This is a genomic window from Scandinavium sp. (genome assembly GCF_036271055.1).
GTDB lineage: Bacteria > Pseudomonadota > Gammaproteobacteria > Enterobacterales > Enterobacteriaceae > Scandinavium.
The window spans coordinates 1-17,847 of the sequence record NZ_DATBBJ010000028.1; the positions used below are offsets into that span (position 1 = coordinate 1).

General features: G+C 49.5%; 17 protein-coding genes. 14 read left to right on the top strand and 3 right to left on the bottom strand.

The genetic code is table 11. The features are described from left to right. The 12 genes from VH187_RS04260 to VH187_RS04315 all read left to right on the top strand — a co-directional run. Positions 1–132 (top strand): flagellin (locus tag VH187_RS04260; RefSeq protein WP_329699709.1); only part of this gene is annotated, 132 nt, incomplete at its 5' end. A gap of 236 nt (positions 133–368) precedes the next feature. After that, entirely contained in the window at positions 369–578 is a 210-nt protein-coding gene (locus VH187_RS04265; protein WP_329700245.1) for an HHA domain-containing protein, read from the top strand. 118 nt (positions 579–696) lie between these two features. Beyond that, a complete protein-coding gene (cbpA, locus tag VH187_RS04270; protein WP_329700246.1) occupies positions 697–1,623 on the top strand; it encodes a curved DNA-binding protein in 927 nt (308 codons plus the stop codon). Further along, complete coding sequence (gene cbpM / locus VH187_RS04275; RefSeq protein WP_329700247.1) at positions 1,616–1,915, top strand: chaperone modulator CbpM; 300 nt, start codon at positions 1,616–1,618, stop codon at positions 1,913–1,915. The genes cbpA and cbpM overlap by 8 nt, the downstream gene beginning before the upstream one ends. A gap of 127 nt (positions 1,916–2,042) precedes the next feature. Beyond that, positions 2,043–2,999, top strand: a complete 957-nt coding sequence (locus VH187_RS04280) for a nickel/cobalt transporter (RefSeq protein WP_329700248.1) — start codon at positions 2,043–2,045, stop codon at positions 2,997–2,999. 436 nt (positions 3,000–3,435) lie between these two features. Continuing rightward, positions 3,436–3,975, top strand: coding sequence for a fimbrial protein (locus VH187_RS04285; protein WP_329700249.1), 540 nt, complete (start codon positions 3,436–3,438; stop codon positions 3,973–3,975). A gap of 59 nt (positions 3,976–4,034) precedes the next feature. Then, a complete protein-coding gene (locus VH187_RS04290) occupies positions 4,035–4,742 on the top strand; it encodes a fimbrial biogenesis chaperone (RefSeq protein WP_329700250.1) in 708 nt (235 codons plus the stop codon). 13 nt (positions 4,743–4,755) lie between these two features. Continuing rightward, the gene (locus VH187_RS04295; RefSeq protein WP_329700251.1) at positions 4,756–7,200 is read left to right on the top strand and encodes a fimbria/pilus outer membrane usher protein; all 2,445 of its coding nucleotides are present in this window, start codon (positions 4,756–4,758) and stop codon (positions 7,198–7,200) included. A gap of 10 nt (positions 7,201–7,210) precedes the next feature. Further along, positions 7,211–8,182, top strand: coding sequence for a fimbrial protein (locus VH187_RS04300; protein WP_329700252.1), 972 nt, complete (start codon positions 7,211–7,213; stop codon positions 8,180–8,182). 95 nt (positions 8,183–8,277) lie between these two features. Next, positions 8,278–8,811: a fimbrial protein gene (locus VH187_RS04305; protein ID WP_329700253.1), complete on the top strand. Its 534-nt coding sequence runs from the start codon at positions 8,278–8,280 to the stop codon at positions 8,809–8,811. A 253-nt stretch (positions 8,812–9,064) separates the two neighbouring features. Further along, positions 9,065–9,655: a fimbrial protein gene (locus tag VH187_RS04310; RefSeq protein ID WP_329700254.1), complete on the top strand. Its 591-nt coding sequence runs from the start codon at positions 9,065–9,067 to the stop codon at positions 9,653–9,655. 37 nt (positions 9,656–9,692) lie between these two features. Beyond that, positions 9,693–10,232 (top strand): fimbrial protein, encoded by a 540-nt coding sequence (locus VH187_RS04315; protein WP_329700255.1) that lies wholly within the window; start codon positions 9,693–9,695, stop codon positions 10,230–10,232. A gap of 89 nt (positions 10,233–10,321) precedes the next feature. Here VH187_RS04315 and proP read toward each other — a convergent pair whose 3' ends face one another. Further along, positions 10,322–11,824, bottom strand: a complete 1,503-nt coding sequence (gene proP / locus VH187_RS04320; RefSeq protein WP_329700256.1) for a glycine betaine/L-proline transporter ProP — start codon at positions 11,822–11,824, stop codon at positions 10,322–10,324. 741 nt (positions 11,825–12,565) lie between these two features. On the opposite strand from proP, the gene kdgT reads away from it, so the two are divergent. Beyond that, positions 12,566–13,561 (top strand): 2-keto-3-deoxygluconate transporter, encoded by a 996-nt coding sequence (gene kdgT, locus VH187_RS04325; RefSeq protein ID WP_329700257.1) that lies wholly within the window; start codon positions 12,566–12,568, stop codon positions 13,559–13,561. Between the two features lie 116 nt (positions 13,562–13,677). Here the strand turns inward: kdgT and VH187_RS04330 are convergent, their stop codons facing one another. Beyond that, a complete protein-coding gene (locus VH187_RS04330; protein WP_329700258.1) occupies positions 13,678–14,559 on the bottom strand; it encodes a diguanylate cyclase regulator RdcB family protein in 882 nt (293 codons plus the stop codon). Next, a complete protein-coding gene (gene crfC, locus VH187_RS04335; RefSeq protein WP_329700259.1) occupies positions 14,556–16,901 on the bottom strand; it encodes a clamp-binding protein CrfC in 2,346 nt (781 codons plus the stop codon). The genes VH187_RS04330 and crfC overlap by 4 nt, the downstream gene beginning before the upstream one ends. A gap of 429 nt (positions 16,902–17,330) precedes the next feature. Here crfC and VH187_RS04340 point away from each other — a divergent pair, with 429 nt between their 5' ends. Next, the gene (locus VH187_RS04340; protein WP_095280439.1) at positions 17,331–17,666 is read left to right on the top strand and encodes a zinc ribbon domain-containing protein YjdM; all 336 of its coding nucleotides are present in this window, start codon (positions 17,331–17,333) and stop codon (positions 17,664–17,666) included. The last annotated feature ends 181 nt before the right edge of the window (positions 17,667–17,847 follow it).

Here is a 17,847-nt window from a genome sequence, read left to right on the forward strand (position 1 = left end):
AACATCACCGATGCTGACTTCGCAACCGAAGCGTCAAGCATGAGCCGTAACCAGATGCTGGCACAGACTTCTATGTCCATGCTGAAGCAGTCCAACAGCATGTCTGGCATGGTCATGTCCCTGCTGGGTTAATCTTTACCCCCTTAGCTCATTTTTCGCGCCTGGAACCTCTTATCCAGGCGCTTTTTATTGGATGTGCTGAAAATCCCCATCTCCGCAAACACACCGCGATCACGACTGAAATGTCCGAAAAAATCCGTCAAAATCCACAAAAACCTTAATTGCACAAACAATGATCGGCTAAACAGTGTACTCTGTTCGCTGTACGCGTCGATTAACCAAACGCCGGATACCGGCAAGGCAGCAATATGACCGTTGAAAACTATTTGAAGCGACTGCGCAATGTGAATGAAGAGCAAATGCTGGAAAAACTCATTGCCCGTATTGAAGACAGTATCGAACCTGAATCTCAGGCCGCATTCCAGAAAGCCGCAGATAAACGCCGCGCAGAACTGTGTGATTATCAGTTCAGCCTGAACGATGACTTCGGCGAAGCGAAGGCTGCCAGAAGGTACTAACCCAACGCGCCGTTTCCGTTGCATTTTCTCCGACGAATCACCGAGATTGCCCTACACTTACAGAGGTAAGTTTTTAGGGAAATCTGTTCTGTTCGTGTGATTCACAAGAGATAATGCCATGGAATTAAAGGATTATTACGCCATTATGGGCGTGAAGCCGACGGACGATCTCAAGACCATTAAGACCGCCTACCGCCGCCTCGCCCGCAAGTATCACCCTGATGTCAGTAAAGAGTCCGACGCCGAAGCCCGCTTTAAAGAGATAGCGCAGGCGTGGGAAGTGTTGAGCGACGAACAGCGTCGCGCCGAATATGACACGCTCTGGCAGCATCGCAACGACCCACCATTCCGCCAACAGGCGCAAACTGAACAATCACAGACCTACAGCCAGCAAGAGTTCGACGATATCTTTTCGTCTGTTTTCGGCCAACGCGCCCAACAATCTCAGCAGCGGCAAGCCGCTCGCGGACAGGATGTGGAAATCGAAGTCGCTGTTTTTCTCGAAGAAACGCTCGAAGCGCATACCCGCCCCATCAGCTATAAACTGCCGATTTACAATGCCTTTGGCATGCTTGAGCAGGAAATCCCCAAATCTCTCAACGTTAAAATTCCGGCAGGCGTCGGTGACGGGCAGCGTATCCGCCTGAAAGGCCAGGGCACGCCGGGCAGTCACGGTGGACCAGCGGGGGATTTATGGCTGGTTATCCGCATCGCACCGCATCCGTTGTTTGATGTCGTCGGGCATAATCTGGAAATCGTGTTGCCGCTCGCACCGTGGGAAGCCGCCCTCGGCACCAAAGTCACGATACCGACCTTGAAAGAGCCGATTCTGTTAACCATTCCTGCGGGCAGTCAGGCCGGACAACGCCTGCGAATAAAAGGCAAAGGCCTGGTCAACAAACAGCATATCGGCGATCTATTTGCGGTTATCAAAATCGTGATGCCGCCGAAAGCCGACGAGAAAACGACTGTGCTGTGGCAGCAACTTGCCGACGCTCAACCTGCCTTCGACCCGCGCCAACAGTGGGGGAAACATCATGGCTAATGTCACCATTACGTTCACCGTTACCGAATTTTGTCTGCACACTGGCGTATCCGAAGAAGAACTGGATGAAATCGTCGGGCTCGGCGTGATAGAGCCCAATACCAGCCCGGACGAACATTGGTTGTTTGATGATCGCGCTGTCACCGTTATTCATCGTGCATTGCGCTTACGTCATGAACTGGCGCTGGACTGGCCGGGTATTGCCGTCACGCTGACGCTTCTTGATGAGAACGAACGGTTAAAGCAGGAAAATCGCCTGTTGCTTCAGCGCCTGCAACGCTTTCTCAACTGAACGTCAGCGCAATACAGCAGACAACATTTGACACAAAGCCAGCCTGCGGGCTGGCCCTTTTACATACCCTTCCCCGCCACCCGCTCTTATAATGTGTTCATCCGTTCTTTGAAGGCATTTTCCCCTCATGACGACATCTGTACTTAAGCGCGACTGGCGCATACCCGCCGCCGTTGGTCTGGCGGTGGTCATGCTGGCCTTTGCCTTGCAGCTCCACGCCCACTGGCCCGTCTTTATTCAATGGTGCCTGGCGACACAAATTACGCTACATCGCTATCTGGTGATGTATCTGCTGCAGCTCAACAATCATCAATACAGCGGCGGTGTCTGGTTATTGGCCGGGGCGTTTATTTACGGCGTGCTACACGCCATCGGTCCGGGGCATGGCAAATTTATTGTCACAACCTATCTCAGCACCCATCAGGAGAGCCAGTTAGCCTCACGGGTGGTACCTTTTATCGGCAGCCTGATGCAGGGCGTCAGCGCGATCCTGTTCGTGTTTATCCTCGCGGTGGGGATGAATCTGGCGTCAGGTGATTTGAGTGAAAGCCGCTGGTACATCGAGAAAATCAGCGCTGTATTGATCGGCAGCTTTGGCACGTACGTGATCTGGCAAACGCTCAAAAGCCTGCGACCTAAAAGATTACGTATTCGCAGCGCTATACCTCTGCACAATCACGCCGATGACTGTGGCTGCGGGCATCATGGCGTGGGTGTGGATGTCGCACATGCCGACTGGAAAACCCGGGCGGGTATTGTGATAGCCATCGGCGCACGCCCATGCAGCGGGGCCATTATGATTTTGCTGTTTTCTAACGCGCTTGGCATTGTCACGTGGGGAATTGCTGCCGTAATGGTCATGGCACTCGGTACTGCGCTGTCGATTCTTGGGTTATCTCTGGCGGTTCGTTACGCGCGTGAACGCACGGTGGCGTGGTTTGGTGAAGATTCGACACATATTCGCTGGCTGGTGCCTGCGGTGAAAATCCTCGGTGGGGCACTGATTGTGCTTTTCGCGGTGATACTGTTCCTGACCGTCATCCCGATCAGTGCCAACGGGGATTACATCGCCGCCGGGTGCTAGCAGTTGCAGCCCAATGGCATTATGTTTATCAGCTTGATTTTATGGTCATGCATACAGATATACTGCCGTCGGCTGCACCGAAAATTTTTCACTCTATTTCCTCCGCCCTCAATAATGTCTAATGTTCTGAAAAAAGACCAGACACATTCAGTCATACTCAGTTTTCTCTAAGCATCTAAAAACAGCACATTCAGTCAAGAAAACCACAATTACGCACTCATTGCTAAATTATTTAGCAAACATTATTACAATGCCAAAAACAAACCAAAATACAATGCACATAATTACACCTTTTCATTTTTGACTTCACCAACTCACCTTCATATACTCTCTTAAATCAATAGCAGTGCATTATATATTTTACTTCTATTGGTTCTTTCGTTCTTAATTTATTAAGAAGAACGGCATGCTCTTCTTTTTCACAGGGAATTATCACATGAAAAAAATAGCTTTTATGTTAGTGATAGGTTGTCTTAATTTTACAGGTTCAACATGGGCTTTAGCTGAAGATATCCCAGCCACATTGAATATCACGGGCACTGTCAATAATGCAAACGGTGGCTGCACCGTTTCACTTCGACGCCCAGGCATCATGGATCTTGGTACTCATAAACTTACCGACCTTCCTAACGAAGGACATTATAGCGAATCAATTTCTGGATATACCAACGTTGTCACTCTTTCTGGAGATAATTGTACCAACAAAAGCGGTACAACTATTGCACTGAAATTTATCGGTGATGCTGACAGCAATGGCGCAAGTTTTACTAATAGCTCCGTAGGGTCCGATGCTGCAACTGGAATCGGTGTCGCTGTATATGGCCCGGGTGGTTACACGCTCACGCCTAACTTTAGTGAAGTTCCCGCATTCGATAGCCAATATGTTTTCTCAGTCGGCATGGTTAAATTGAACGATAGTGCTCCAACACCCGGCTCCGTCACATCAAGTATTACCATCGAAGTGGATCGCATCTAAACGTTTTATAACCCATTACCCCACCGATAGAGTAATGGGTTAGTAACTGGAATATATTTATGAAGAAATATCATGCTGCGGTATTGCTAAGTCTGGCTCTGTTTTCAAGTCTTGCCAATTCATCATTAACATTAAACGCAGACCGTCTGGTATATAAGGAAAAAGAGGGTGATGCAACAGTAACCGTTCACAGTAACGAAGATCGTGCTTATCTTATTCAATCCTGGCTCGATAGCGGTGATAGCACGGTTATCAAGAAAATGCCCTTCGTCGTCACGCCACCTCTTTTCCGGCTTGGTGCAAAAAGCGACAACGTGATTCGTATTGTGTATCTGGGAAACGGACTGCCCGCCGATCGTGAAACTCTTTTGTGGTTAGATGTAAAAGGTGTTCCCGGACTCAGCGATGAAGAATCAAAAGTGGAAAACCGAATGGTGCTGGCGGTGAATAATCGTATTAAATTCTTCTTCCGTCCTGAAGGTGTAAAAGGTGATCCTGGTGAAGCGGCAAAAAAACTGAACTGGAGTGTCACAGGGAAAAGTGTCAATGTTAAAAACGACTCACCCTTTAATCTCGTGCTCAGCAAAATTAGCATTGATAAAGAAGAAATCCCGGTCTCAGTCGTTGACAACAATACGGTTATTTCGCCTTTTTCCAATAAAACATATCAACTTAAACATGCTCCTGCCCATGGTTCAAATGTCGAATGGGAAAGCGTGAATGATTTCGGTGTAACGTCCAAAACGTTTTCACAGGCTCTTAATTAAATAACAGGATGTTATGAGTGGTAAAGGAAAGGCGTGTTTAGCGTTATCAGTTCTTTTTTCTCAATCAGTCCTTGCTGGTGAGTATTTTGATCCAGGACTGCTGCAGGCTGTAAATGGAAACGCAGCCATCGGCGACACCACTATATTAAGTGAAGGTTATCAACCACCAGGTTCATATCGGGTACAGATCAATGTTAACGAAAAACCCAAACTGATTGCAGATATTCGGTTTGCACTTAATAAGAAAAAAGAGCTTACGCCCTGTTTTTCTTTTTCGGTTTATAAAAAACTTGGTGTAGATCTCAATAAAATCGCTTCGAATGCTGAGGACAACGATGTGAAAAATAGCTGCGTGGATATGCAAGAACAAGTTCCCGGTTCGAAGACAACGTTTAACTTTTCAAAACTCACATTGGATGTTTCTATTCCGCAAACCGTCTTGCAAGAGGAGCAGTTGGCAGGCGTAACCGAAGAGGAATGGGATGATGGGATTCCTGCGCTGTTAAGTATGTATCAGCTTTCAGGTCAGCAAACCCTTCATGGTCATTCAGAGAACTCTATTTTTGCTAATTTAACGAATGGAATTAATATTGGCCGCTGGCGCTATCGTAACAATTCTACGTTGAGCAATCAGGAAAGCTGGCAATCTCTTTCTAACTATGTTGAAACCGCCATCCGGTCCTTAAAAAGTGAACTGACGCTTGGGGATACCACGACCTCAGGTGATGTTTTTGACAGCGTATCGATTCGCGGAATTCAACTGAGTTCTGATGATGACATGTTGCCCGATCAGTTGACGGGTTTCGCGCCACTCATTCGCGGTATTGCCAAAAGTAATGCGCAAGTGACAGTGCGAGAGAATGGCAATGTTATCTATCAACGCTCGGTGCCGCCTGGCCCATTTGTCCTCCAGGATCTTGCTTCCGTTTCGAATGGCGGCAAGTTGGAGGTGACTATCCGCGAAGCGGATGGTTCAGAAACGCATACTACTGTCGCTTACTCCAGCGTCCCCCAATTACTTCGCGCACATCAGATGAAATACAGTTTGGCCATGGGTCGTTATCGCTCCAACGGTAATGCCATTGAGCAAGACCCACAGATCGTTCAGGCCGCGCTTTCCTGGGGTCTGCCCTTTAACATCACCGCCTATGGCGGCGCACAGTACCAGAACAAATACAGGGCGCTGAGCATTGGGCTGGGGTTGGATTTACAGCGTGCTGGCGGAATTGCGATGGATGTCACTCAGAGTTCTGCTCAGCGCGGTAATTCGCCCGAATATACGGGCGATATGCTGCGCCTGACATACCGCAATACGCTGCCCGAAACCGGGACGCAGATCCAACTGGATAATCGCTACTACCGGCGTAACTATTTATCACTAAGCGACTGGGCAGATTCGGAAACCCTGTTTGAAGATTCTCGGGTGAGCCGTGAATACAACCTGACCGTTAATCAACCGGTCACCAGTGACTTTAGTTTCTATACCACGCTTAGCCGTACGGCTAACAAAGACAATACCGTTTCGCGTTCCTTCCAGCTCGGCTGGAACGGTTCCTGGGGAAGGGTTAGTTACTCACTCTCAGGCAGCATGACGCGCAATGAAGGTGCTTCTGAATGGGATAAGCAACTGGCATTGACGCTCTCGGTTCCTCTGAGTGACTTTTTCCCGGCCACGCAGCCCATGTTGAACTACACTGGCACCACAGGACTGAAAGGAGATATCTCTCATCAGGTCGGGGTAACGGGCCGGGTAGGAGACAGGCAAGATCTCAACTGGAATACCCAGGTTTCTTATGCCACTCAACAGGGGCAAACGGATACTCAAAGCGGTTCAGCCGGATTTGATTATCAGGGTAATAATGGTCAGGTCGATATGACCTTCAATTCCGACCAAAACCAGTATGTATCCTGGAGTGCCTCCGGAAACGTTCTTGCGCATAAATCAGGCATAACGCTGGGGCGCTTCTCAAGTGGAAGTCAGGCACTGGTGTCGATCCCTGGAGCAGAAAACGTTTCATTAAGTGGCAGTCAGAATATTAGAACGGATTCGAGAGGGTTCGCCCTGATTCCAGACCTTCAGACGTATCACCGTAATGCCCTCAGCGTTGATCCCCAGGCGAGCAAAGGTGTTGATTTTGTCAGCACTGCAACCGAAGTAATCCCAACGAAAGATGCGGTGGTTCAGGCAAGCTTCAAGGCCATTAGTGGTCGTAAGGTCGTGATGACAGTGAAACATCATGCCGATTTTCTGCCCTTTGGAACAAAGGCACACATTGAAGGCAACGACGATAGCTGGTATGTCGGCGACCAGGGTCAGATTTACATTAATTCTGCGCCAGATGCTGGCGTGATTAATTTCAGTTGGGGAAATACCCAGCGCTGTTCGGCACCGTTTACTCTTCCTGCGAAAGACTCTGTGAAAATTGCGGTCGCATTACTCAACGTGGAATGTCGGTAAGGAAGCCTTTATGATTATCCAAACTTGCAAAATGATAATGGCCTGCCTGTTAGGTATAACGGCCTTTACTGCCTCAGCCCATGAATGCCAGCCCAATGACCGTTCTGCACCCGTGAATCTGACGGTGCCACTGACTGTACAGATGCCGACTAAATCTGGTACAGCGCCGGTTGGAAGCGTGCTTTTCGTTAAAGAGGCCTCTTTAGCGCAGTGGACAGGCACACATCGTGAAATCAGCCCGACATGCTTGAGCGCCCTCAAGCGTTGGCTGAACGGCAGAATGAATACCATGCCTGCGGGGAAGAATATTTTTAGCACGGCCATTCCAGGCGTTGGGCTGAGGATCACTGTAATTTATGACAAACCCGGTGCAGCCCGCCAGGAGTGGGTATTACCGTTCAATACTCTGCTGAATGAAAACACTCAGACCGTAGTCAATACTGATGAGATTAACATTCGTCTGGAAGTTGTGAAAACGGGAGCCATCAGTGGCGGGAATATTAATGTTAATCTTCCTTCGCTGATTTCATTCAGCGATCGCTCATTGATTATTAATTTGTCGCTTAATGTGTTAGCGGCCAGGGCTCAGTGTTCAATTTTGCTGGCTCAGCCACAAATAGAATTACCGCCGATTAGCATGAAAGACATCGAAAACAACGTGCATAACAATGCCTACCCGGTCGAGATGAATTTACAGTGTCTAAACACCAGGCAGGCCAGTATAGATATTGAAGGCGCGACGAATGAAACAACACCTTCGGTGTTTAATAATATTGTTTCTGAACATTCCGCAACCGGCGTTGGGATTGAGATGCTTTATAACGGTAGCGTGATGACGCCACACCGTCCTGTTGAGATAATTATGCCTCAGCAGCACTTAAGCATTCCGATCCCGTTAGCAGTACGCTATGCAAAATCAGGGCCGGTAATTACCAGCGGGAAAGTCAAAGCACAAATTACATTGCGCATTAATTATCTTTAACCCAATAGCATCGAAAAACAGGGAAGATATCTTATTTCATTCTGAGATGAGATGCCTTCACCTATTTTATTGTAAACTCTATAAGGATATTTTTTGTGAAAAAATCAATTTTAGCAATGGCTGTATCAGCAATGTTCATGGTAAGTGCTGCCCAGGCAGAAACAAACCCGAACGATGTCTCTGCCGTTCTGACCGTGTCCGGTACCGTTACCGAAAGCCAGAACTGTGCCGTTCAGCTCAGCCAGAGCTCGGTTGCACTGGATGCTGACGTCACTACCCTTCAGGCTCAGGGTGCCACCAATAGCCAGGTGTCAGGCGTAAGCTTATCTATTGACGGCTGTAGCGCACTGGTCACAAAAGGTCAGTTGGCATTCAAATTCATTGGAACCGCTGACGATGCACTAGGGACTTCTCTGGCAAACAGCAGCACCGGCGAAGGCGCTGCTTCCGGGATTGGTATCGCGTTGTATGATGTCATCGGCAATGTCGTTAATATCAATAGTGACACAATGACCGTCAATGCTAATAACGTCAATAAATTAGGATTAGGTCTGGTCAAACTTGATGGGCAAGAAGCAACCGCAGGCTCGGTTCAGGGCTCATTGACTATTCAGGTCGAACGTCTGTAATGCATTATCCCCTCGCCCTCAGCGAGGGGATATCTACGACCGATTTCTGAATTTAATTTTCAGCCATCACCGCAATCATCAACACATAATATTATGAACCATTGTAACTACACTTATTCTTAATGTGATCAGCAAGTTGCCTTTTCGTTATATTAACCTAAAGAAAAAGTAAACAATCATAATATTACCCCGATGGCACCATTGAAAAATAAAACAGATATTATCGATAACCTTTTTCTAAGCGAGACCATTCATGAAAAAGTTACTTCTTGCCTTTTCAATAGGCTGCACCTTGTTCACCAATGCGCTATATGCGCAGGATGTAGTCCTTGGTGGAGATCAGTCATATGACATGATTATTGAAGGAAGATTACAACCTGCAAAGGTAGCCAGTTGTACCGTATTAATGAGCAAATACGTTGTTCAGCTGCACCATGATGAACACAGCCTGCCACCTCAGGATCACGCGCCCAACTCCCTATTGGCGCAAGACCGTATCTATATTTTCTTTGGCGGTGATTCCTGCGATAAGGAGGAAGGCTATAAAAATATAGGCTTAAAATTCCTCGGTACGACGGATAACGTAATGGGTAATGTTCTTGCAAATACCGCGACCGGCAGTAATGCCGCTCAGGGTGTAGGCGTACTTCTGTCAGATATGTTTGAGAAAGCGATTACGCCTAACTCCAGCATCGTTCGCGTTCCAGGAGCTAGTACAGACGGTACTCAGGTAAAAGGTGATGCATCAATTCCGGTCTATTTTACGCTGGTTGGCTTGAAAGGCCAGGAACCTACACCGGGTGATATTCAGACCAATATGACCGTTCAGATTGAACGCCTGTAACCACCTCGCCTCGTTAAGGACTTATTGGAGAATCCAATTGAAAAAGACAAAATTTTCGACGCTACTGCTCTCAGGCCTGTTACTTGCCTGTGCTGGTCAGGCAAATGCTGAAGGTAATGACGCCTCAGCAACGTTATCAATCAGCGGAACGGTACATTCCACTGATTTCGCTTGCGCGGTTATGGTCAATAAAGGCCAAATATCACTCATTGAAACCCCTGATGCGCTGATTAAACAGGGTGATAATGCCACTCACCCCGTACAAGTGAAAGTATCCATAAATGGTGGTGATGAGTGCCAGGCGCTGGTAGAACAGGGTCGAATGGCCTTCAAAGTTGTCGGTGTTGCCGATAATGCGGAGGGTACTACGCTGGCAAATCGCCTCAGCGATGACAGCGCTGCCAAAGGCTTAGGGATCGGTATTTTTGACGAAGACAACAAACCGTTCAATGTTAATACTGGCAAAATTACCAAAGGCGAAACCATCTTTGGTTTTCAGGTCGTCCAGTTGTCAAACCAGAGCGCTGTAGAAGGTAACATCAATACAGTGGCGTCAATCCAGATCGAACGCCTGTAATATCAACTACCTGATTAGTGGCCTGACAAACAGGAATAAAAAAACGCCTCTCATTTGAGAGGCGTTCTTGCAGAAGAAGACGGTAAAAACTATTCGTTGATACGTGGATGCTGATCCACCAGACGAATACGTTTTTCCTGCAAAGCTTCAATCTCTGCGTCCAAATCTTCAATCTTCTGCTCGATATTATCGTGATGCTCTCGCAGAATTTCCTTCGCTTCCTGCATATCAGACGCCGCAGGCGTAGCCCCTTTCAGCGGCTGATTGGCGGTCTCTTTCATCGTGATACCGGTCAGCAAACCGATAACGGCTACCACCATCAGGTAGTACGCAGGCATCATCAGATCCTGAGTATATTCCACCAGCCATGCAGCAAGTGTCGGCGTCAGACCGGCAACCAGAACTGAAATATTGAATGCACTCGCCAACGCGCTATAGCGGATATGCGTCGGGAACATTGCCGGCAGCGATGAGGCCATCACACCAATAAAGCAGTTGAGGATCACCGCCAGCAGCAGCAGCCCGGCGAATATCAGCGCAGTCACGTTGCTGTTAATCAGGATAAAGGCCGGAATAGAGCACACAAACAGCAGGACGCTACCCACCAGAATAAACGGACGACGACCGAAGCGATCGCTCAACATACCGATAATCGGCTGCACAAACAGCATACCGACCATGATCGCGATGATAATCAGCACGCCGTGGTCTTCTGAATAATGCAGGTTATGCGACAGGTAGCTCGGCATGTAGGTCAGCAGCATGTAGTAGGTGACGTTGGTGGAAATCACCATCCCTACGCAGACCAGCAGCGCGCGCCAGTGTTTAGTGGCAATCTCTTTAAACGAGACGCGTGGACCGTCCTGAAGACCCTGACGGTCGCCCTGCTCCAGTTTTTCAACGTGTTGCTGGAACGCAGGCGTCTCTTCCAGGGCATGACGCAGATACAGGCCGATCAAGCCTAGTGGCAGCGCCAGGAAGAACGGTAAACGCCAACCCCACTCAAGGAAGTTATCTTCACCGACGACGGTGGAAATCAGCACCACCAGGCCCGCGCCGAGCACAAAGCCCGCAATCGAACCAAAGTCGAGCCAACTGCCCATAAATCCGCGTTTACGGTCCGGGGAATATTCAGCGACGAAGATAGAAGCACCCGTGTATTCACCGCCCACCGAGAAGCCTTGCGCCATCTTACACAGCAGCAGCAGGATCGGTGCCCAAATGCCAATGAGCGCATACGACGGTATCAGGCCGATACAGAAGGTACTGAGCGACATGATGACAATGGTGATGGAGAGTATTTTTTGGCGACCGTACTTATCGCCGAGCATCCCGAAAAACAGGCCGCCGAGTGGGCGGATCAGGAAGGGAACGGAAAATGTCCCCAAAGCGGCAATCATCTGAACGCTAGGGTTAGCGTCCGGGAAGAACACCTTACCCAGCGCGTAAGCCACAAAACCGTAAACGCCGAAGTCGAACCATTCCATCGCGTTGCCCAGCGACGCGGCGGTAATCGCCTTGCGCAGCTTGCCGTCGTCGATGATGGTGACATCACGCAGCGTGATCGGCTTAACTTTTTTCCTTTTAAGCATGTTGTCCTCGTTAACTATCGCCGTGAGCGCACACAGAGGGATACGAACACAAGGGTTCGTGTGAGTGCGGTAAAGGAGCGGCGAATTGCTGTGCTCCTCATTTCAAGCGTAGCAGGTTTACTTACACTGGCTGGTTATAGCCTGTACAACCGAACCTGTTGACGCCTGCTCTGGCTGTAAAAGAATCTGACCAAAACTTCAATTCAGGAAGTTGTTATGCGTATTTCCTTACTTACCCTAACAGTGTTTATAAGTGTGATCAACTTCACGGAAAATAATGCTTACTGTTAAGTTGGTTCAGGAAGCGTCAATAAGTTCAAATTTAAATTACCCGTATTTTTGATTGCGCATTTTCCCGCCATGAGAAAAACCTCAGTCACACCAGTGGATTACCCATTCACAAGCCTGATAATAATTAACGACCTAAGTAGTTTGCTACGACATTTCTTTACATCTAATTCACAGCAAATCAAATAATAAACGCAAGACAAACCTTTCCTTTAAATATGTGATCCACACAACTAAAACCATGTTTCATTTTCATTGAATCAATATTCCAATGATCGCATTATATCCCCAGAGCATTAATCCGCTGATAAAAACAGCAGTAACGTCAAGCTACCACTGGTTCATTTTGCTCGCATAAACAAACAGATACCCGATAAACACTCGGCTAATTTGTTGAATACCCTTCTTTTATGTCTTCCCGTCGTCAACGGCAATGGGAAGTGAGGATAGAAAATGAAAATCAAAGCCACGATCGAACGAATCCCTGGCGGAATGATGCTTGTTCCCCTGCTTCTGGGCGCGGTGTTAAATACGCTTGCACCGGATACAGGGAATTATTTTGGCTCATTCACCAAAGGAATGATTGGCGGGACCGTGCCGATCCTGGCTGTGTGGTTTTTCTGCATCGGGGCTTCGATTGATTTGCGTGCAACCGGCACGGTGCTGCGTAAATCTGGAACTTTGGTCCTCACAAAAATCGCCGTCGCGTGGGTTGTAGCAATGATCGCCGCGAGCTTTATCCCGGAAGGCGGCATTCAAACCGGCTTCTTCGCCGGATTGTCGGTGCTGGCACTGGTTTCCGCGATGGACATGACCAACGGTGGCTTATACGCCAGCCTGATGAATCAGTACGGCTCGAAAGAGGAATCAGGGGCGTTCGTGCTGATGTCGCTGGAGTCCGGCCCATTGATGACGATGGTTATCCTCGGTTCTGCAGGTCTCGCCTCTTTTGAACCACACCACTTCATTGGTGCCGTGCTGCCATTCCTGATTGGCTTTGCCCTCGGCAACCTTGACCACGATCTTCGCGCCTTCTTTAGCAAAGCAACGCCGGTCCTGATCCCGTTCTTCGGCTTCGCGTTGGGTAACACCATTAATCTGAGCGTGATTGTGGACACAGGCCTGTTGGGTATCGTGCTCGGCGTGGCGGTGATTATCATTACCGGTATCCCACTGATTATTGCGGACCGCGTGATTGGTGGCGGAAATGGAACGGCGGGAGTGGCGGCCTCTTCAGCGGCAGGTGCTGCGGTCGCGAACCCGGTGATTATTGCGCAGATTAATCCGGCCTTTGAATCGGTTGCCGCTTCGGCAACGGCACTGGTGGCCGCGAGCGTGATTGTCACCGCGATTCTGGTCCCGATAATTACCGCGCTGTATGCCAAACGCTTTGGTCATGTTGAAGCGAAACAGCCGGAACCGGTCGTTGAAGAATCCCTAAATCATTAATCTTTCCATGCCGGGCGGTGGCTAAAGCCTTGCGCGGCCTACAAATGACCGTTATATCACTTGCGCGGGTCTGCATTGTGGGCCCGCGCAAGCGCAGCACCGCCGGGCAAAATCACTCAAGCCACAACCTTCTCATCAACAAACAACTCTTCAATCATCGCATCAACCAGCCTTGTGGCTGAACAGAGACGCGGCATGCCGAGGGCAACCGGCTGCCATGTTTGCGTCACAGACCAACACACCGGCTGGCGCACAGCATCACAATCACTGCCCAACCAGGCCAACATCTCTTTGTGATCCATCAGGCCCACTGACGTCGGCGAAGCCAACCACTGATGATAAAAATGGCGAGTTTCCGTCGCCGCGCCAATTCCTTCGGCAAGATATTGTGCCGCCATCGTACGTAAACTGTCTTTCAGCAAGCCGCGCACTTCGGTATTTGCCAGCCGCCACGCATCACCGAATGCGCCCCAGCGCAGTTCCTCGAGCGCGATATAACAGCGCCCTGCCAGCGACCAGCCGTCATACTGCCCGGCATGCCAGCGGGTAAACACTTCATCGCTGTGTGCGCCGGATTCCACCATCAACCCACGCTGCGTTAAGGCGCGTTGTTTGTACTCCGCACGCTGGCTGAATTGTTCGCTGATCAGGCCAAACTGTTGGCGAAGCTCAGGCGAACCGTGGCTTCGGGTCTGGAGAAGTTGCAGGTAACGACACATACGCGTCAGGGCTAAATGCCCAGGATCGAACTGGCTGGCGAGTTTTTCCGCAAGCCCGAGGCGCATCGCGGGATTGTCGCTAAACAAACCCGCCACCGACCACGGACGTAGCTGCGTTTGCGCCACGATTTCATTCATCAGGCGTTCACGAAACTGCTGTTGTTGTGGCGCAAGCGTGTGCTGGCGTGGGTTTTCAATGCCCAGCACCAGATCCACCATAAATCGGGCATGGAGAGATTCAAGCCAACGGCCTGGTCCCTCCAGCAATCGCGTGTTCATCTCTGTTCAGCCGCAAAAAGGGTTTGAATGTCATCACGCAACAGGCGTGCATCCTCTTCAATCCAGCGAACCGTCGCCAGGCACTGCGTGAGTTGCAGGCAAAGGGCGTTTACTGTGGACTGATGCTGCTGGCGTAACGTCAGACTCTCCTGCAAATTTTTCTGCAAACCGCTGAGGCTTTGTGAAAACTCTGCAAAGAACGTCACCATTCCCGCCGTAACAGAGACATCGACTTGCGCCGCCAAAGCTTTAAGGATTTGTGCACAAAAGGTCGACACGCTGTCGATGATTCTGCCTTTAATGGCATTGACATCAATCACATATCGCGTTTTGGTCATCACATAATCATCCCAACCCCAGTTGGGGTTGTTCAGCCAGCGGCTAACCGTTTCGCGCATTCCGCTGCGCAAAGAGCCCATCGGTAAATCTTCTGTGGCGATTGTGCCGTTAAACCACTGCGGCATGGTTATCTGTAGCGAGCCGGACTGAAACACCGGCAGCGTGATCCGCGTGCGGAACCCGGCGCGGTGCAGCTCCTCTTTCACATGGGATTCAATCGGCTTGAGCGCATCATCCAACGAACGGCTGAGCGAAGTTTCAAGCTGGCTAAAACGCAGCGACAACTCGCGGATAATTGCCTGCTGACAGGCAAACACGGTGCTTTCGCAATCGGTACGAATAATATTGAGCAAGCGATTCGCCTGCACTTCATCTTCCAGCACCAGCTCACCCGTGTCGTCCTGTTGTGACCAGCGTAAATCCGCGCCATTGGCGGCGCTCATCAGTTGTAAATTTTCCGCGCTAAAACTGCTGTCGATCAGTTGTAAAATTTCAGCCTGTTGCCCGGCAATAAAGACTTCGGAAGCGTCCATCGCCTGCTCGACTTCATGGGTAATTTCTTCACTCACGACCCGCTGTCGTACCTCAAAATGCGCCATATCTTCTTCAAGACGCACGATATTGTCCTGGAGCTGTTCAGCAGCTACGGTCAGACCTTGCAAGCGAAATTCAAGAAAATCGCGGACGTTTTGCGCATAGTTCAGCAATTTATGCGAAGCAGAACGCAGTGCAAACAATGAGGCATTCGCATGGGCGGCATGCAGCAGCATGTTGATCGGTTTTTCAAACAGCGAATCTTCCCACAGCAAATCGGCGGCGTGACGGATATGGGTCACATCATCCAGATCGGCGGTGCGCCAGCGACGTCCCAGCGCCGCTTCGGCAAAATCCTGTACCCAGCGCTGTTCCTGGTGATCGGGTAATTTCCCGTTGCTGTTTAATTCATGGCGCGCGCGATTGGCGAGATAACCCCACATCGACGACACAGGAAAGATCCGCCCCGGCGTGATGAAGCCTTTCATCAGCGTGCCGGAGATCATCGCCCGCACCTGATCTTCGTCGTCGCTGTTTCTGTCTTTCTGATCGAATTTATTCACCAACGCGTACAGCGGCACCGATTTGCTGACAGCGGCAATGGCCTGGCGCACGTCATGATCGGAAATGGATTTCAGTTGGGTGTAATCCATCACCGCCAGCACCGCCGACGCACGCGCCAACTGCTCGTTGAGCATTTTTTGCAGATGCGGTTGCCCGGCTTCATTCGGCCCCGGCGTATCCAACAGCGTCAACTGGCCTGCGTTTTCCCCAAGCCCCGCAAGGTGCACAAACTCCACTTCAATAACCGGGATATGCTCAATCGCCGCGTAATCCGCAAACGGAAAATCGACATCCATTGCTCGGGAAAGACGAACCAGATCGTTCAGACTTTTCAGACACTGAAAAATAGGTTGCGCGCCAAGATAATGTTTTTCAAACGAAACACCGCCCACAATACGTTCGAGCAGCGCGTTCATGTCCTTATCCATTTCCAGTTTGAGCGCCAGTTTCGCCCGATCAATATGATGAAGCCGCTCCTGTAATTCATGCATCAGGCGTTCAATGGGTTTGACGTGAATAAAATTTAGCTCGGGTTCTTTCTGACCCGGAGTATGACGAATAAGGGTAGGTAACGCGGTCATCGGGCGATTTCGGTTAGGTAAAACCTCAGTCCCGACAATGGCATTAATGGTGGTGGATTTCCCCGCTTTCATTGTGCCAACAATCGCCAACACCATTTCCAGACGGGTAATTTTACGTAGCTCGTTATTCAGCGTGTCCTGCTGCGTGCTCAACAAATGGCTTCCCGGATTGCGGACATGGGCTCCCCCCGGCACGCCAGACTCACTCTGTGCGCCGCCCACCATATTGCCCGGAAGTCCATTGACGGTATCAAGATGTCGTAATGCCAGTTGCAGCAAGCGTTCCGCTTCCTGACTCAATTCAAATATTGTCTGTGTGTACATGGTTAAAGTATTCCCTTAACGCAAATTTTATAACTTTTTATTTGTCAGACTTTTTATATCCCGATTTTATTTTTTATATAATTATCCGTACCACGAAGGAAAACGCAGTACGTAAAAAAACAGGAGATATACAGATTAGCGCTATAAACGACATTAGGCAGGATATATTGCATATAAATTTCCTGGCGAAATGGCGTAGGTAAGATAGCGCTGAGTAATAATCAGAAATGCGATCCTCAACATAACCTAAACTGCATAACTCGGCAATTTCGAAACATGAAAATCTGTACAAGCGAGGACAAGCTGTACAGGGCGGGCAGCAAATAGTCCCGACAACCGTAAGGACATGCGATATAATGAGTCATACTTTTAGCGCTCAGCGGCGGTTTGCACGGTCTGTGGCGCATTTTCAATTATTACGAGGTTCCTATGTCTCTGCCACATTGCCCAAAATGCAACTCCGAATACACCTATGAAGACAACGGCATGTTCATCTGCCCTGAATGCGCCCACGAGTGGAACGACGCGGAGCCTTCCCAGGACAGCGATGCGCTTATCGTGAAAGATGCCAACGGCAACCTGTTGGCCGATGGCGATAGCGTGACCGTAGTGAAAGATCTGAAAGTTAAAGGTGCCTCTTCGATGCTGAAAATTGGCACCAAAGTGAAGAATATCCGTCTTGTTGAAGGCGATCACAACATCGACTGTAAAATTGACGGTTTTGGCCCGATGAAGCTGAAATCCGAATTCGTGAAAAAGAACTGATCCCTGCTCCTGAGGCAGTATTGCCGGGTGGCGGCTTCGCCTGACCCGGCCTTGTATTATCCCTTCCGTGCAGAGAGAACCGGCCAGTTCTCTCTGCCATGCAGTCCGGATGCCGTACCCGGCCTTAGATCCCCGAATCTGTGTCGTAGATAATTTGCACCGGACTGCGCTTCTCCACATC

Bases quoted from the DNA above. Each gene is read 5' to 3' on its own strand.
- crfC (WP_329700259.1), bottom strand. From the start codon at position 16,901: ATGTACACACAGACAATATTTGAATTGAGTCAGGAAGCGGAACGCTTG.
- cbpA (WP_329700246.1), top strand. From the start codon at position 697: ATGGAATTAAAGGATTATTACGCCATTATGGGCGTGAAGCCGACGGAC.
- VH187_RS04285 (WP_329700249.1), top strand. From the start codon at position 3,436: ATGAAAAAAATAGCTTTTATGTTAGTGATAGGTTGTCTTAATTTTACA.
- VH187_RS04340 (WP_095280439.1), top strand. From the start codon at position 17,331: ATGTCTCTGCCACATTGCCCAAAATGCAACTCCGAATACACCTATGAA.
- VH187_RS04290 (WP_329700250.1), top strand. From the start codon at position 4,035: ATGAAGAAATATCATGCTGCGGTATTGCTAAGTCTGGCTCTGTTTTCA.
- VH187_RS04300 (WP_329700252.1), top strand. From the start codon at position 7,211: ATGATTATCCAAACTTGCAAAATGATAATGGCCTGCCTGTTAGGTATA.
- VH187_RS04295 (WP_329700251.1), top strand. From the start codon at position 4,756: ATGAGTGGTAAAGGAAAGGCGTGTTTAGCGTTATCAGTTCTTTTTTCT.
- kdgT (WP_329700257.1), top strand. From the start codon at position 12,566: ATGAAAATCAAAGCCACGATCGAACGAATCCCTGGCGGAATGATGCTT.
- VH187_RS04280 (WP_329700248.1), top strand. From the start codon at position 2,043: ATGACGACATCTGTACTTAAGCGCGACTGGCGCATACCCGCCGCCGTT.
- VH187_RS04265 (WP_329700245.1), top strand. From the start codon at position 369: ATGACCGTTGAAAACTATTTGAAGCGACTGCGCAATGTGAATGAAGAG.
- proP (WP_329700256.1), bottom strand. From the start codon at position 11,824: ATGCTTAAAAGGAAAAAAGTTAAGCCGATCACGCTGCGTGATGTCACC.
- VH187_RS04330 (WP_329700258.1), bottom strand. From the start codon at position 14,559: ATGAACACGCGATTGCTGGAGGGACCAGGCCGTTGGCTTGAATCTCTC.
- cbpM (WP_329700247.1), top strand. From the start codon at position 1,616: ATGGCTAATGTCACCATTACGTTCACCGTTACCGAATTTTGTCTGCAC.
- VH187_RS04310 (WP_329700254.1), top strand. From the start codon at position 9,065: ATGAAAAAGTTACTTCTTGCCTTTTCAATAGGCTGCACCTTGTTCACC.